We start from the raw sequence: 13,912 nt of genomic DNA on the forward strand, positions 1-13,912 counted from the left end.
GGTGCGCGGACTTTTGCGTCATGGCAGGCGGGCGGGTTGGAACGAGAGGACGTGATGCGGCGCAGTATACCCGAGCGCCCCCTACCAAAAGGTGTGCGCGTGCGGTGGGCGCGGGCTCGCGGGTGCCGCTCGGGTGGGCTGTGGTAACGTGACGACTGTCCGCGCTCGAACGCGGCCCGCGCGACTGTTGCAAAACCCTGTGCAGCACACCCGACGAAGATCTGATGGAGACCCGCAGCGCGCGCTCGAGACAGGCCCGAGCGCACGGTGCGGCCAGTACTGGACATGACGACCGGCTTTTTCACGCACCCCGACTGCCTGCTGCATGAAATGGGCGAGTGGCATCCCGAATGCCCCGCGCGCCTGCAGGCGATCGAAGACCAGCTCATTGCGAGCCGCATCGACGCGCTGATCGAGCGCGACGACTCCGCGCCGCTCGTCGAAGAATCCGCGCTCTTGCGCGTGCATACCCAGGCGCATATCGACTGGTTGCGCGAGATTTCGCCGCAGGAGGGCTACGCGGCGATCGATCCCGATACCTCGATGAATCCGCACACGTTGCAGGCCGCATATCGTGCGGCGGGCGCCGCCGTCGCCGCGACCGACGCCGTGATCGCGGGCCGCTACGAGAACGCCTTTTGCAGCGTGCGCCCGCCCGGCCACCACGCCGAGCCGGCGCACGCGATGGGCTTTTGCTTCTTCAATAACGTCGCGGTCGCCGCGCGCCATGCGCTCGACGTGCATGGCCTCTCGCGCGTGGCGGTCGTCGACTTTGATGTCCATCATGGCAACGGCACGGAAGCCGCTTTTGCGGGCGATTCGCGCGTGCTCATGTGCAGCATTTTTCAGCACCCGTTCTATCCGTTCTCGGGCGCGGACAATCAGGCGCCGAACATGGTCAATGTGCCGATGCCGGCGTACACCAAAGGGATGGAAGTGCGCGAGGCGATCGACATCATGTGGCTGCCGCGTCTGCACGAGTTCAAGCCGGAGATGGTGTTCGTCTCGGCGGGGTTCGATGCGCACCGCGAAGACGATCTCGGCAACCTGGGCCTCGTCGAGGACGACTACGCGTGGATCACCGAGCAGATTTGCGAGGTCGCGCGGCGCCATGCGAAGGGGCGCATCGTGAGCTGTCTCGAAGGCGGCTATAACCTCTCGGCGCTCGGGCGCAGCGTGGTCGCGCATCTGCGCGTGCTGGCCGGTATCTGATCGACTCGATCGAGCCGATCGTACGCGGCTATCGTGCGCTAGCCGCGCATTGAGCGTCCCAGCGTCGTTTCCGTTTCCCGAATCCCGCGCGTGCGACCGGGCGCGCGCACCCCAAAAGGAGCCGTGCATCATGAGTGCTGCAGCCGTTCCGTCTTCGTCGTCTGCTTCCGCGGATGCCGCACCGCTCATCGAGATTGCGCACGACGCGTACGGCGTGCCCGGCGTCGTGCGCCTCACGCTGAACCGGCCCGACGCGTTCAACGCGCTGTCCGAAGCGCTCATCGACGCGTTGCAGACACAACTGGCGGACATCGCGCAATCGGATGCGCGCGTCGTGGTGATCGCGGCGGCGGGCCGCGCGTTCTGCGCCGGCCACGATCTCAGGGAAATGCGCGCGGCGCCTTCGCTCGAATACTACAAGCGGCTCTTCGCGCGCTGCTCGAAGATGATGCTGACGATCCAGACGATGCCGCAGCCCGTGATCGCGCGCGTGCAGGGCGTGGCGACGGCGGCGGGCTGCCAGCTCGTCGCGATGTGCGATCTCGCCGTGGCCGCCGAGCGGGCGCGCTTTGCGGTCTCGGGCATCAATCTCGGGCTGTTCTGCTCGACGCCGGCGGTGCCGCTCACGCGCAACGTCTCGCGCAAGGCCGCTTTCGAGATGCTGATGACGGGCGAGTTCATCGATGCGCAGAAGGCACTGCGCGAGGGGCTCGTGAACCGCGTCGTGGCCGAGGAAGCGCTCGATGCCGCCGTGACTGCGCTCGCGGCAAGCATCTGCGCGAAGCCGCGCGAGGCGGTGGCGGCGGGCAAGGGGCTGTTCTACCGGCAACTCGAGATGGGTGTCGAAGCCGCTTATCAGCTGGCGGGGCAGACCATGGCCTGCAACATGATGACCGACCCGGCGCTCGACGGCGTGCAGGCGTTCATCGACAAGCGCGGCAGCAAGTAAGTGGCGCGGGCTGGCGAGCCCGGCCAGTTTTCCACAGCGTTTCCTGCCGTGCTTCTTGCCGCCTCCGGCCAGTTAGCCGTCGAGCAGAGTTGGCGCCTTGGCGTCTGCGCTGGTTCCGTGCAGAACGCTTGCTCGAGGCCCACGCAAAGCTAGTGGCGCTCGATCCAGTCGATCATCGCGCCGATCACGCGCTCACGGTCGAGATCGTTGAGCGTCTCGTGATAGCTGCCCTCATAGAGCGTGAGCGTGCGATCGGGCGACCCCACGTGCGCGCCGAACCCGCGGCTGCCTTCGGGCTCGGTGAGCTTGTCCTCGGTGCCATGCCAGATCAGCACCGGCATGCGCAACTGTGCGCGGCCCGCTTCGATACGCTTCATCGCTTCGAGCAACTCCGCGCCCGTGCGTGCGGGAATCGCGCCATGGTGAACCAGTGGATCGGCGCGGTTGGCCTCGACCACGGCGGCGTCGCGCGCGAGCAGGGCGGCGTCGATCTTCATCGCGGGAAAGTGCGGCCAGATCGCGCTCATCACGCGGCTCGCGGCAATCATCCAGTTTGGAACGTCGCGGCCCGGCGCGAGTGCGGCGCTCGAGAGCAACAGGCCCGCGAAGGCCGCGTCCGAGTGCGGCGCGCGCTCGATCGCGTAGAGCGCGGCAATCGCACCGCCCATGCTGTGGCCCATCAGGAAGAGCGGCGTGTTGCGCGCGCGGCATTGCGCGGCGGCGTATTCGACGAGCGCTTGCGCATCGTCGAGATAGTCGTCAAAGCGCGTGACCCAAGCGCGGCGTCCGCCCGCGCGGCCGTGCCCGCGCAGATCGATCGCATACACGTCGATGCCCGCCGCGTTCAGGCGTGCCGCGAGCGCCGCGTAACGGCCTGCGTGTTCCGCAAGCCCATGCACGAGCGCAATGGCCGCGCGGGGCGCAACGATTGGCGCCTGCCAGACGTACAGCGGCAACTCGGCGCCGTCGCGGGCGCGCAGCGTCGAGCGTTGCGGTGCGGTGCCGGTCGTGGATGCCGATGCAGCGCGTGCCGCATCCTGTGGCTGAGTCGTCTCCATTGTCGCTGCTCCCCTGGCTAATCGTTGTAAGCGCGTTGTAGGGCTATAGGGCTGATCTGAACGGTCGGCAGAGGGTAGCACCCGGTTTGGCGTGCGGCTGCCGCAATAGCCCTCTAATAAGTACGAGTTATGAAAGTATCGGAAATGATTATTAATAGGAATTTTGCCCGCCAGGGTAAAATAGCGAGCTAACTCCAGTCCAGCAAACGGCGGCTGTCTGCCGGCGCGACGCGTCTTGCGCGATTGAAAGATCGCGGCACAGGCCAAGCGGCGCGCGGCACACCCGCCGTTTCGTTTTTTTCATGATCGAAATTCGAAACGTTTCCCAGCGCTTCGCCGGCCCGCAAGGCTGGATCGAGGCGCTGCACAACGTCAATCTGACGATACCGCCGGGTGAAGTATTCGGCATCATCGGGCGCAGCGGGGCGGGCAAAAGCACGCTCGTGCGCACCATCAATCTGCTCACGCGGCCCACCGAAGGCGACATCGTCGTCAACGGGCGCACGCTCACGTCGCTCTCGAGCGCCGATCTGCGCGAGGCGCGCCGCGAGATCGGCATGATCTTCCAGCACTTCAATCTGCTCTCGTCGCGCACGGTGTACGACAACGTCGCGCTGCCGCTCGAGCTCGCGGGCATGAAGCGCCAGCAGATCGCGGAAACGGTGCTGCCGCTGCTCGAGCTCGTCGGCCTCGCCGCGCAGAAAGACCGCTACCCGTCGCAGATCAGCGGTGGCCAGAAGCAGCGCGTGGGCATTGCGCGCGCACTCGCGAGCAAGCCGAAGGTGCTGCTCTCCGATGAGGCGACTTCCGCGCTCGACCCGGAAACCACGCGCGCCATTCTCGACCTGCTGCGCAAGATCAATCGCGAGCTGAACCTGACGGTCGTGATGATCACGCACCAGATGGAAGTGATCAAACAGGTCTGCGACCGCGTGGCCGTGCTCGACGCGGGCCGCGTCGTGGAGACCGGTCCCGTCATCGACGTGTTCCTGCAGCCGCGCCACGAAGTCACGCGCGCGCTGCTCGGCGACGTGATCGCGCAGGAGCTGCCGCCCGCGCTCAAGGCCCGCGTGGCCGAGCGTCTCGCGAAGGGCAGCGGGCATTTGCTGCGTCTCGCCTTCACGGGCACCGGCGTCGATCAGCCCGTGCTCTCGGAGACGATCCGCCGCTTCGAGCTCGATTTCAACATCCTGCATGGCCAGATCGACGAGATCCAGGGGCAGGCGTTCGGCTCGCTCGCGGTGCTCGCGGGCGGCGATCCCGTGAAGGTGGCGCAGGCGATCGCGTGGCTGCGCGAGCAGGGTGTGGTGGTGGAGGAGCTGTCCCATGTGGAGTGAAATGTTCGATATGTTCGTCCAGTCGTTCTGGGAGACGCTCATCATGGTGGGCATTTCCGGACTGGTTGGCGCGGCCATCGGCTTGCCGCTCGGCGTGCTGCTCTATCTGACGGACCGCGACGGCGTGCTGCAGAACATCGCCCTCAATCGCGTGATGGGCGTGGTCGTCAACGCCGTGCGCTCGACGCCGTTCATCATCCTGCTCGTGGCCGTGATTCCGTTCACGCGCGTCGTGGTGGGCTCGTCGATCGGCACCGCGGCCGCCATCGTGCCGCTCACGATTTCCGCCGCGCCGTTCATCGCGCGTCTCGTGGAAACCGCGCTGCGCGAGGTCGACCGCGGCCTGATCGAAGCCGCGCAGGCCATGGGCGCGAGCACGGAGCAGATCGTCTTCAAGGTGCTGCTGCCCGAGTCGCTGCCGGGCGTGGTGGCCGGCTTGACGATCACGTTCATCTCGCTCGTCGGCTATTCGGCGATGGCGGGCGCAATCGGCGGCGGCGGTCTGGGCGACCTCGGCATCCGCTACGGCTATCAGCGCTTCGAGCCCGAGGTCATGCTGATCGTCGTCGTGATCCTGATCGTGTTCGTGCAGCTCGTGCAGTCGTTCGGCGACTGGCTCGTGCGGCGCCTGAGCCATAAATAAGCAGTCCTTCGATAACCGCTATACAGAACAAGGGTTGGATATGCAGCGTCGTTTCATGATCCGGCTGGCGGCTGCGCTTGGCGCGGCGTCGCTGCTTGCACCGCTTCTCGCGCACGCCGACGAGACCATCAAGGTTGGCGTGACGGGCGGCCCGCATGAGCAGGTGATGGAGGTGGTGAAGCAGGTCGCGGCGAAGAACGGCCTCACGATCAAGATCGTCGAATTCTCCGACTACGTGCAGCCGAACGCGGCGCTCGCAGGCGGCGACCTCGATGCGAACAGCTATCAGCACGAGCCGTATCTCGACGCGCAGGTGAAGGACCGCGGCTACAAGCTGATCAAGCTCGCCGACACGGTCACGTTCCCGATGGGCATCTACTCGAAGAAGGTCAAGACGCTCGCGGAGCTCAAGCCGGGTGCGCGCATTGCGGTTCCCAATGATCCGACCAACGGCGGCCGCGCGTTGCTGCTGCTGGAGAAGCAGGGCCTCATCAAGCTGCGTGCCGGTGCCGGCTTGAAGGCAACGCCGCTCGACATCGTGGAAAACCCCAGGAAGCTGAAGATAGTCGAATTGGACGCTGCGCAGATTCCGCGCTCGCTCGATGATGTAGACGCCGCGGCGATCAACACGAACTTCGCGATGGAAGCGGGGCTCAAGCCGAAGCAGGACGCGATCGCGATCGAAGACCCGAACGGGCCGTACGTGAACATCATCGCGATCCGCGCGGCCGACCGCAACAAACCGTGGGCGGCCAAGCTGGTGGCGGCTTACCACTCGCCGGAAGTGAAGCAATACATCGAGCAGAAGTTCGGCGGGGCCGTGGTCGCGTCGTGGTGAGCCCGGCCCGGCGGGTGAGAGATAAGTGCCGGATTAGGTAGAGAATTCGGTCGGAGAAACCCGGACTTGATGCCCGGGTTTTTTCCGGCTTAAAATAGCACGATCGTTCGCAACTGACGGCTAAGCAGGGGCAGAAGCGGGTTGTGCGGGAAATGTGCTGGCGGGTGGATGCGTGCGGGAACGCTATCGCTATAATGTCCGCCAGGTTGACGTATTCGTAACTTCGGAGCATGTGAATGAAAGTCCTTGTGCCAGTCAAGCGCGTAGTCGATTACAACGTCAAAGTTCGTGTGAAGTCGGATGGCACGGGCGTCGACATCGCCAACGTAAAGATGTCGATGAACCCGTTCGACGAAATCGCCGTGGAAGAGGCGGTTCGTCTGAAGGAAGCCGGTGTGGCGACGGAAGTGATCGCCGTGTCGGCCGGTGTGGCCCAGGCGCAGGAAACGCTGCGCACGGCGCTGGCGATCGGCGCGGACCGCGCGATCCTGATCGAGTCGAATGAAGACCTGCAGCCGCTCGCCGTGGCGAAGCTGCTCAAGGCGCTCGTCGACAAGGAGCAGCCGCAGCTCGTGATCCTCGGCAAGCAGGCCATCGACGATGATTCGAACCAGACCGGCCAGATGCTCGCCGCGCTGGCGAACCTGCCGCAAGCAACCTTCGCTTCGAAGATCACGGTCGCCGACGGCCGTGCCACGGTCGCGCGTGAAGTCGACGGCGGCGCGGAAACGCTCTCGCTGAAGCTGCCCGCAGTGGTCACGACGGACCTGCGCCTGAACGAGCCGCGCTACGTCACGCTGCCGAACATCATGAAGGCGAAGAAGAAGCCGCTGGAAACGATCAGGCCCGAAGACCTCGGTGTGGACGTCACGCCGCGTCTGAAGACCCTGAAGGTTGCCGAGCCGCCCAAGCGCAGCGCCGGCGTGAAGGTCGCCGACGTGAAGACGCTGGTCGAGAAGCTGAAGACCGAAGCCAAGGTGCTGTAAGGGAGCGAGACGAAAATGACGAATCTGGTTATTGCTGAACACGACAACGCATCCATCAAGGCTGCGACGCTGAACACCGTGGCTGCCGCGCAGAAGATCGGCGGCGACGTGCACGTGCTGATCGCGGGCCACAACGCCCAGGCTGCCGCTGAAGCGGCGGCGAAGATCGCCGGCGTCTCGAAGGTGCTGCTGGCTGACGCGCCGCAGCTCGAGCAGGGCCTCGCGGAGAATGTCGAAGCGACGGTGCTTTCGATCGCGAAGAACTACACGCACATCCTGGCGCCGGCAACCGCCGCGGGCAAGAACGTCACGCCGCGTATCGCCGCGAAGCTGGACGTCGCGCAGATCTCGGACATCACGGCAGTGGATTCGCCGGACACGTTCGAGCGTCCGATCTACGCGGGCAACGCAATTGCGATCGTGCAATCGGTTGATCCGATCAAGGTCATCACGGTTCGCACGACCGGCTTCGACGCGGTTGCGGCCGAAGGCGGCAGCGCAGCGGTGGAGAAGATCGAAGCGGCAGCGGACAGCGGCCTCACGCAATTCGTCGGCCGTGAAGTCACGAAGCTCGACCGTCCGGAACTCACGAGCGCGAAGATCATCGTCTCGGGTGGCCGGGGTCTGGGCAGCGGCGAGAACTACACGAAGGTTCTCGAGCCGCTCGCCGACAAGCTCAACGCCGCACTGGGCGCCTCGCGCGCGGCAGTCGACGCGGGCTACGTCCCCAACGACTACCAGGTCGGCCAGACCGGCAAGATCGTCGCACCGCAGCTCTACATCGCAGTGGGCATCTCGGGCGCGATCCAGCACTTGGCAGGCATGAAGGACTCGAAGGTGATCGTGGCGATCAACAAGGACGAAGAAGCACCGATCTTCAGCGTGGCCGACTACGGCCTCGTGGGCGATCTGTTCACCGTCGTGCCGGAGCTCGTCAAAGAGCTCGGCTAAGCGCCGCAGCACAGGCGAAGCCGGACGCAGTGCGATGTCCGGCGACACACAAAGGGGCGCTTCGAGCGCCCCTTTTTTTCATCATCGCAAGCCTCGACCGGAGACAACGGCCATGTACAACGCACCGATAAGCGACATGCTGTTCGTGATGAAGGAGCTGGCAGGACTCGACGAGATCGCCGCGCTGCCGGGTGGCGAGGACGTCACGCCCGAGACCGTGCAGGCCGTGCTTCAGGAATGCGCGAAGTTGTGTGAAGAGGTGCTGGCACCGCTGAACGTCGAAGGCGATCGCAATCCCAGCCGCTGGGAAAACGGCCAGGTGCACACGTCACCCGGTTTCGCCGATGCCTTTCGTCAATACGTGGCGGGCGGCTGGCAGGGCGTGCAGCATCCTCAGGAATACGAAGGACAGGGCTTGCCCAAGCTCGTTGGCACGCCGTGCGTGGAGATGCTCAACGCGGCGAACCTGTCGTTCGCGCTGTGCCCGCTCCTGAGCGACGGCGCGATCGAGGCGCTGCTCACGGCGGGCAGCGAAGAACAGAAAAAGCGCTTCGTGCCCAAGCTCATCTCGGGCGAGTGGACCGGCACGATGAATCTCACCGAGCCGCAGGCAGGCTCCGATCTCGCGGCCGTGCGCACGCGCGCCGAGCCGCAGGCCGATGGCAGCTACAAGCTGTTCGGCACCAAGATCTTCATCACCTGGGGCGAGCACGACATGGCGGAGAACATCGTCCATCTCGTGCTCGCGCGCACGCCGACTGCGCCCGAAGGCGTGAAGGGCATCTCGCTCTTCATCGTGCCGAAGTTTCTCGTCAACGACGACGGCTCGCCCGGTATGCGCAACGACGTGCATTGCGTCTCCATCGAGCACAAGCTCGGCATCAAGGCGAGCCCGACGGCCGTGCTGCAATACGGCGATTATGGCGGCGCGGTCGGCCAGTTGATCGGCGAGGAGAATCGCGGCCTCGAATACATGTTCATCATGATGAACGCGGCGCGCTTCGCCGTGGGCATGCAGGGCGTGGCGATCTCGGAGCGCGCGTATCAGAAGGCGGCCGCGTATGCGAAGGAGCGCGTGCAGAGCCGCCCGGTGGACGGCTCGTCCAAAGCAGCCGTCACCATCATTCACCACCCCGACGTGCGCCGCATGCTCTCGACCATGCGCGCGCTCACCGAGGCCGCGCGCGCGCTCGCGTACGTGGCGGCGGGGGAGAGCGATCGCGCGCATCGGCATCCGGACGAGGCGGTGCGCGCGCAGCATCAAGCGCGCTACGAATACCTCGTGCCGATCGTGAAGGGCTGGAGCACGGAGCTCGCCATCGACGTGGCGAGCCTCGGCGTGCAGGTGCACGGCGGCATGGGTTTCATCGAGGAGACGGGCGCGGCGCAGTTCTATCGTGACGCGCGCATCCTGGCGATCTACGAGGGCACCACGGCGATTCAGGCCAACGACCTCATCGGCCGCAAGACGCTGCGCGACGGCGGCGCGGCGGCGCAGGTGCTCATCGACGAGATCGGGCAGACCGTTGCGGAACTCGGTACGCACGAAGGCGCCGCATTCAAGTCGATGGCGAAGCACCTGGCGCTTGGTCAGCAGGCGTTGGCCTCGGCGGTGGGCTTCGTGCTGGCCAACGCGAAGCGCGATCCGAACGCGGTCTTCGCCGGCAGCGTGCCTTATCTGAAGCTGGCGGGCGTCGTGCTCGGCGGCTGGCAGATGGCGCGCGCGATGCTCGCCTCGCAGCGTCTGATGCAGGACGATCCGAAGTTCCACGGCGCGAAGATCGCGACGGCGCAATGCTTCGCCGTGCACGTGCTGCCGCAGGCCGTGGCGCTCGAGGCGGCGATCGTCAGCGCGAATGGCGCGGAGGGCATGCTGGCGCTATCGGAGGATCAGTTCTGAGGATGCCTGACGATGTTGGCTGGCCGTAAGGCAATGACGCGGCCGAAACGAAAAACGGCGCCCGAGGGGCGCCGTTTTCACATCAGACACAGAGGACGCATTAAGCGTAGGCCGGGCGATGCTCGCCTTGCGTTTCCCCGAGGTAGCGATAGACCGAGAGATCGTCGGCCTTGATCGCGGGCTTCTTGCCCGAGATGAGGTCGGCGAGCAACTGGCCCGAGCCGCACGACATGGTCCAGCCGAGCGTGCCGTGCCCCGTGTTCAGGAACAGGTTCGAGAACGGGGTGCGGCCCACCACCGGCGTGCCGTCCGGCGTCATCGGACGCAGGCCGGTCCAGAAGGTGGCCTGCGAGGTGTCGCCGCCGCCCGGGAACAGGTCGTTCACGCACATTTCGAGCGTCTCGCGGCGCGCCTGCTTCAGCGTCTTGTCGTAGCCCACGATCTCGGCCATGCCGCCCACGCGGATGCGGTCGTCGAAACGCGTGATCGCGATCTTGTAGGTCTCGTCGAGCACGGTGGAAACCGGCGCAGCGCCTGCATCGACGATCGGCGCGGTGATCGAGTAGCCCTTGAGCGGGTAGACCGGGATCTTCACGAGGCCGGCCAGCATCTTCGTGGAGAACGAGCCGAGCGCGACGACATACGAGTCGGCGCGCACGAGCTCGCTGCCGCACTGCACGCCCACGATGCGCTCGCCCTGCACGGCGAGGCCGTCGATCGGCGTGTTGTAGCGGAACTTGACGCCCAGCTCCTCGGCCATTTTCGCGAGACGCGTGGTGAAGAGCTGGCAGTCGCCGGTTTCGTCGCCGGGCAGGCGCAGGCCGCCGGTGAGCTTGTGCGAAACCGCCGCGAGCGCCGGCTCGGCGCGGCCGAGTTCGGCGGCCGTGAGCAGCTCGTAGGGGACGTTCGCATCCTTCAACACGGCGATGTCCTTCGCTGCGCCGTCGAATTGCTGCTGCGTGCGGAACACCTGCAGCGTGCCGCCCGTGCGGCCCTCGTACTGGATGCCGGTGTCGGCGCGCAGCGCCTGCAGGCAGTCGCGGCTGTATTCGGCGAGGCGCACCATGCGGCCCTTGTTGAGCGCGTAGCGCTCGGCCGTGCAGTTCTGCAGCATCTGCCACATCCACTGCAGCTGGAACTTCGTGCCGTCGAGGCGGATGGCGAGCGGCGCGTGCTTTTCGAACATCCATTTGATCGCCTTGAGCGGCACGCCCGGCGCGGCCCACGGCGCGGCATAACCGGGCGAGATCTGGCCGGCGTTGGCAAAACTGGTTTCGAGTGCGGGACCGGACTCGCGGTCGATCACCGTCACTTCATGGCCCGCGCGGGCAAGATACCAGGCGCTGGCAACCCCGACCACACCACTGCCCAACACGACGACTCGCATAGCCTGCTCCATTTAGATTTGTTAGGGCTACGCCGTTGTGCCGCGCGCTGCTGCGCCCATTTTTGGGTCGTCCAGCGCCGATGGCATGAAAAATCGGATGTAGCCAGTAATATCGACTATGCTATTGTTCTCAGTCCAGATTTTGTTATCGTATTTTTCGGATTTTCAGGAAAAAAACATGAGAACGCAGCGTCAGCCGGTCCGTGCGCTGGACCGGCTCGATCACCGGATCCTGAAACTGCTTCAAGAGGACGGCCGCATGGCCATGAAGGACCTGGCTGAGCAGGTCGGGCTCTCCGTCACGCCCTGCATCGAGCGGGTCAAGCGCATGGAGCGCGATGGCGTCATCACCGGCTATTACGCGCGCGTGAATCCGAACGTGCTGGGTGCGGCGCTGCTGGTGTTCGTGGAGATCACGCTCGATCACAAGAGCGGCAACATGTTCGACCAGTTCCGCCGCGAGGTGAAGAAGATCCCGGAAGTGCTCGAATGCCATCTGGTCTCGGGCGACTTCGACTATCTGATCAAGGCGCGCATCGGCGAAATGGCCGACTACCGCAAGCTGCTCGGCGACATCCTGCTGCAATTGCCGGGTGCGGTGCAGTCGAAGAGCTACGTGGTCATGGAGGAGATCAAGGAGACCCTGACGATCGCGGTGGGCGAGTAGCCGGGCGACGGTTCGCGGGGCTTCGGCACGCGCAGGCGCAATCGAAAGCGCCCCCGTTTTTCTCCCTCGACAAAGCGTCTTGATACTGTATATTTATACAGTATCAAGACGCTTTGTTGCTTTGTGCCGTGAACGAACTGGACCCCGACTCCACCCCCGACACCTGGTATCCTGTCGCCCCGCCTGCGCCGCGCAAGGGGCGTGGGGCAGTCACGAATCTGCAGGGGCGTTACGAGGTCGATCAGCGCGAAGCTTTCGACGACGGCTGGCAGCACGTGCCGCCTGGCGAGGGCTCGGGCGCGCACGAAGGCGATGCCGGGCGCGACGGCGAGGGCGCCGGAGCGGGCGATTTCGCCGCCGAGGAAACGCCCGCATTGCGCACCCAGGTCTTCGAGGAGCGCGCGAAAAGCATTCTCACGCGCAACCAGTCGCCTGATATTCCGTTCAATGTTTCGCTCAATCCGTATCGCGGTTGTGAGCACGGCTGCATCTACTGCTTCGCGCGGCCCACGCACAGCTACCTCGGGCTCTCGCCGGGGCTCGATTTCGAGAGCCGCATTTACGCGAAGATCAACGCCCCCGAGCTGCTCGCGCGCGAAATCGCCAAGCCTGCTTACGAGCCGGAGCCCATCGCACTAGGCGTGAATACCGATGCCTGGCAGCCCGTCGAGCGCGATCTGCGCATCACGCGCCGCGTGATCGAGGTGCTGAGCGAGCGCGAGCATCCGTTCGCGGCCATCACCAAGTCTTCGCTGATCGAGCGCGATCTCGACCTGCTCGTGCCCATGGCACAGCGCCAGCAATTCATGGCCGCGATCACGATCACCACGCTCGACGCCGATCTCGCGCGCACGCTCGAGCCGCGCGCGGCCACGCCCGCGCGCCGGCTGCGCACGATCCGCACGCTCGCGCAGGCAGGCATTCCGGTCGGTGTGAGCATCGCGCCCGTGATTCCGTTCGTCACCGAGCCGGATATGGAGCGCGTGCTGGAGGCCTGCGCCGAGGCGGGCGCGACGAGCGCGAGCTATATCGTGCTGCGTCTGCCGTGGGAAGTGGCGCCGCTCTTCGAAGGCTGGCTCGAGGCGCATTTCCCGCAACGCGCCGCGCGCGTGATGAGCCGCGTGCGCGACATGCGCGGCGGCAAGGATTACGACTCGTCGTTCTCGCAGCGCATGAAGGGCACCGGGCTTTGGGCCGATCTGCTCAAGCAGCGCTTTCACAAGGCCGTGACGCGGCTCGGGTTGAACGAGCGGCGCCACGGCATCCTGGACATGTCGGCGTTCGTGCGCGCCAAGACCGTGCGCGAGAAGCCGCAACTCGATTTGTTCTAGTTTTGTCCTGGCGCGCCGCTGCCGCCGTTGTTATTGAGAGAGCGCCTTGGCCGCTTCGACCTGCGATTCGAAGTAAGTCTGGAACGAGAGGGCGAGGCCCGTCATCAGCAAGAACGCGCCGATCAGCAGCGAGAAGATCACCACGAAGACCACGGTCCAGCCCGAACGGCTCGCACGGCTTCCGGCGAAGGCCGCATTGAACTGCGCGTCCCACTTGGCGTCCGGGCGCAGCCCATAGACGATGGCGGCAAGAAAAGCCGAGAGCACGGATACGGCGCCGATCACGGCCAGCGCCCAGCCGGGTATCGACGCGCGCTGGGTGGCCATGAGCAGGAGCACGCCGGGAATGCCGAGCAGCGTGCCGGCGAGATGCGCCCAGCCCCACACGTCGCGCGATCCATATAGATAGAAGCGGTGCGCGCCGAGGCAGCCGAACAGGAAGGCGAGGGCGGCGGTGAGTGTCTTGGAGCGAAAGCGTGCGGGATTCTTTTGATTGGACATGGGCAGACGGATTCGATGACTGCGCGTTGACTCTTGCGTTGACAGCGCGCGTGGACGTGGGCCGCCGGCCATTGTACGTGGCGTGCGCGCGTGCAAGCAGATGGCGCCGCTTATGCCGGGAAATGCCCGAAGCCGGGCGGGCGGGCGTGCGA

At 65.5% G+C, this 13,912-nt stretch carries 13 protein-coding genes; 10 read left to right on the forward strand and 3 right to left on the reverse strand.

Annotated elements, in window-relative coordinates; genetic code table 11:
- Window positions 1-285 precede the first annotated feature (285 nt).
- The gene (locus E1956_RS07465) at window positions 286-1,212 is read left to right on the forward strand and encodes a histone deacetylase family protein (RefSeq protein ID WP_134750427.1); all 927 of its coding nucleotides are present in this window, start codon (window positions 286-288) and stop codon (window positions 1,210-1,212) included.
- A 130-nt stretch (window positions 1,213-1,342) separates the two neighbouring features.
- Window positions 1,343-2,161 carry an enoyl-CoA hydratase gene (locus E1956_RS07470; protein ID WP_134748038.1) on the forward strand — a complete coding sequence of 273 codons (819 nt, stop codon included), beginning with the start codon at window positions 1,343-1,345 and terminating at the stop codon, window positions 2,159-2,161.
- A gap of 149 nt (window positions 2,162-2,310) precedes the next feature.
- Here the strand turns inward: E1956_RS07470 and E1956_RS07475 are convergent, their stop codons facing one another.
- A complete protein-coding gene (locus E1956_RS07475; RefSeq protein WP_418789249.1) occupies window positions 2,311-3,141 on the reverse strand; it encodes an alpha/beta hydrolase in 831 nt (276 codons plus the stop codon).
- Window positions 3,142-3,521: 380 nt separating this feature from the next.
- Here E1956_RS07475 and E1956_RS07480 point away from each other — a divergent pair, with 380 nt between their 5' ends.
- The 6 genes from E1956_RS07480 (at window position 3,522) to E1956_RS07505 (ending at window position 9,874) form a co-directional block, all read left to right on the forward strand.
- Window positions 3,522-4,556, forward strand: coding sequence for a methionine ABC transporter ATP-binding protein (locus tag E1956_RS07480; protein ID WP_134748040.1), 1,035 nt, complete (start codon window positions 3,522-3,524; stop codon window positions 4,554-4,556).
- Window positions 4,546-5,199, forward strand: a complete 654-nt coding sequence (locus E1956_RS07485; protein WP_134748041.1) for a methionine ABC transporter permease — start codon at window positions 4,546-4,548, stop codon at window positions 5,197-5,199. The genes E1956_RS07480 and E1956_RS07485 overlap by 11 nt, the downstream gene beginning before the upstream one ends.
- Before the next feature lie 40 nt (window positions 5,200-5,239).
- Entirely contained in the window at window positions 5,240-6,037 is a 798-nt protein-coding gene (locus tag E1956_RS07490) for a MetQ/NlpA family ABC transporter substrate-binding protein (RefSeq protein ID WP_134748042.1), read from the forward strand.
- Window positions 6,038-6,273: 236 nt separating this feature from the next.
- The gene (locus E1956_RS07495; protein ID WP_134748043.1) at window positions 6,274-7,023 is read left to right on the forward strand and encodes an electron transfer flavoprotein subunit beta/FixA family protein; all 750 of its coding nucleotides are present in this window, start codon (window positions 6,274-6,276) and stop codon (window positions 7,021-7,023) included.
- 15 nt (window positions 7,024-7,038) lie between these two features.
- Window positions 7,039-7,974, forward strand: coding sequence for an electron transfer flavoprotein subunit alpha/FixB family protein (locus tag E1956_RS07500; RefSeq protein ID WP_134748044.1), 936 nt, complete (start codon window positions 7,039-7,041; stop codon window positions 7,972-7,974).
- A gap of 112 nt (window positions 7,975-8,086) precedes the next feature.
- Entirely contained in the window at window positions 8,087-9,874 is a 1,788-nt protein-coding gene (locus E1956_RS07505) for an acyl-CoA dehydrogenase (RefSeq protein ID WP_134748045.1), read from the forward strand.
- Between the two features lie 100 nt (window positions 9,875-9,974).
- Here the strand turns inward: E1956_RS07505 and E1956_RS07510 are convergent, their stop codons facing one another.
- Window positions 9,975-11,261 (reverse strand): D-amino acid dehydrogenase, encoded by a 1,287-nt coding sequence (locus E1956_RS07510; protein ID WP_134748046.1) that lies wholly within the window; start codon window positions 11,259-11,261, stop codon window positions 9,975-9,977.
- Window positions 11,262-11,439: 178 nt separating this feature from the next.
- Here E1956_RS07510 and E1956_RS07515 point away from each other — a divergent pair, with 178 nt between their 5' ends.
- Together E1956_RS07515 and E1956_RS07520 are read left to right on the forward strand one after the other, a co-directional pair.
- Window positions 11,440-11,928, forward strand: a complete 489-nt coding sequence (locus E1956_RS07515; RefSeq protein ID WP_028215922.1) for an Lrp/AsnC ligand binding domain-containing protein — start codon at window positions 11,440-11,442, stop codon at window positions 11,926-11,928.
- A 137-nt stretch (window positions 11,929-12,065) separates the two neighbouring features.
- Complete coding sequence (locus E1956_RS07520; protein ID WP_134750429.1) at window positions 12,066-13,259, forward strand: PA0069 family radical SAM protein; 1,194 nt, start codon at window positions 12,066-12,068, stop codon at window positions 13,257-13,259.
- Window positions 13,260-13,289: 30 nt separating this feature from the next.
- On the opposite strand, the gene E1956_RS07525 is transcribed toward E1956_RS07520, so the two are convergent.
- Window positions 13,290-13,760, reverse strand: coding sequence for an NINE protein (locus tag E1956_RS07525; protein WP_134748047.1), 471 nt, complete (start codon window positions 13,758-13,760; stop codon window positions 13,290-13,292).
- Window positions 13,761-13,912 lie beyond the last annotated feature (152 nt).

Origin of the sequence: Paraburkholderia pallida (genome assembly GCF_004524855.1) — a bacterium.
GTDB lineage: Bacteria > Pseudomonadota > Gammaproteobacteria > Burkholderiales > Burkholderiaceae > Paraburkholderia > Paraburkholderia oxyphila.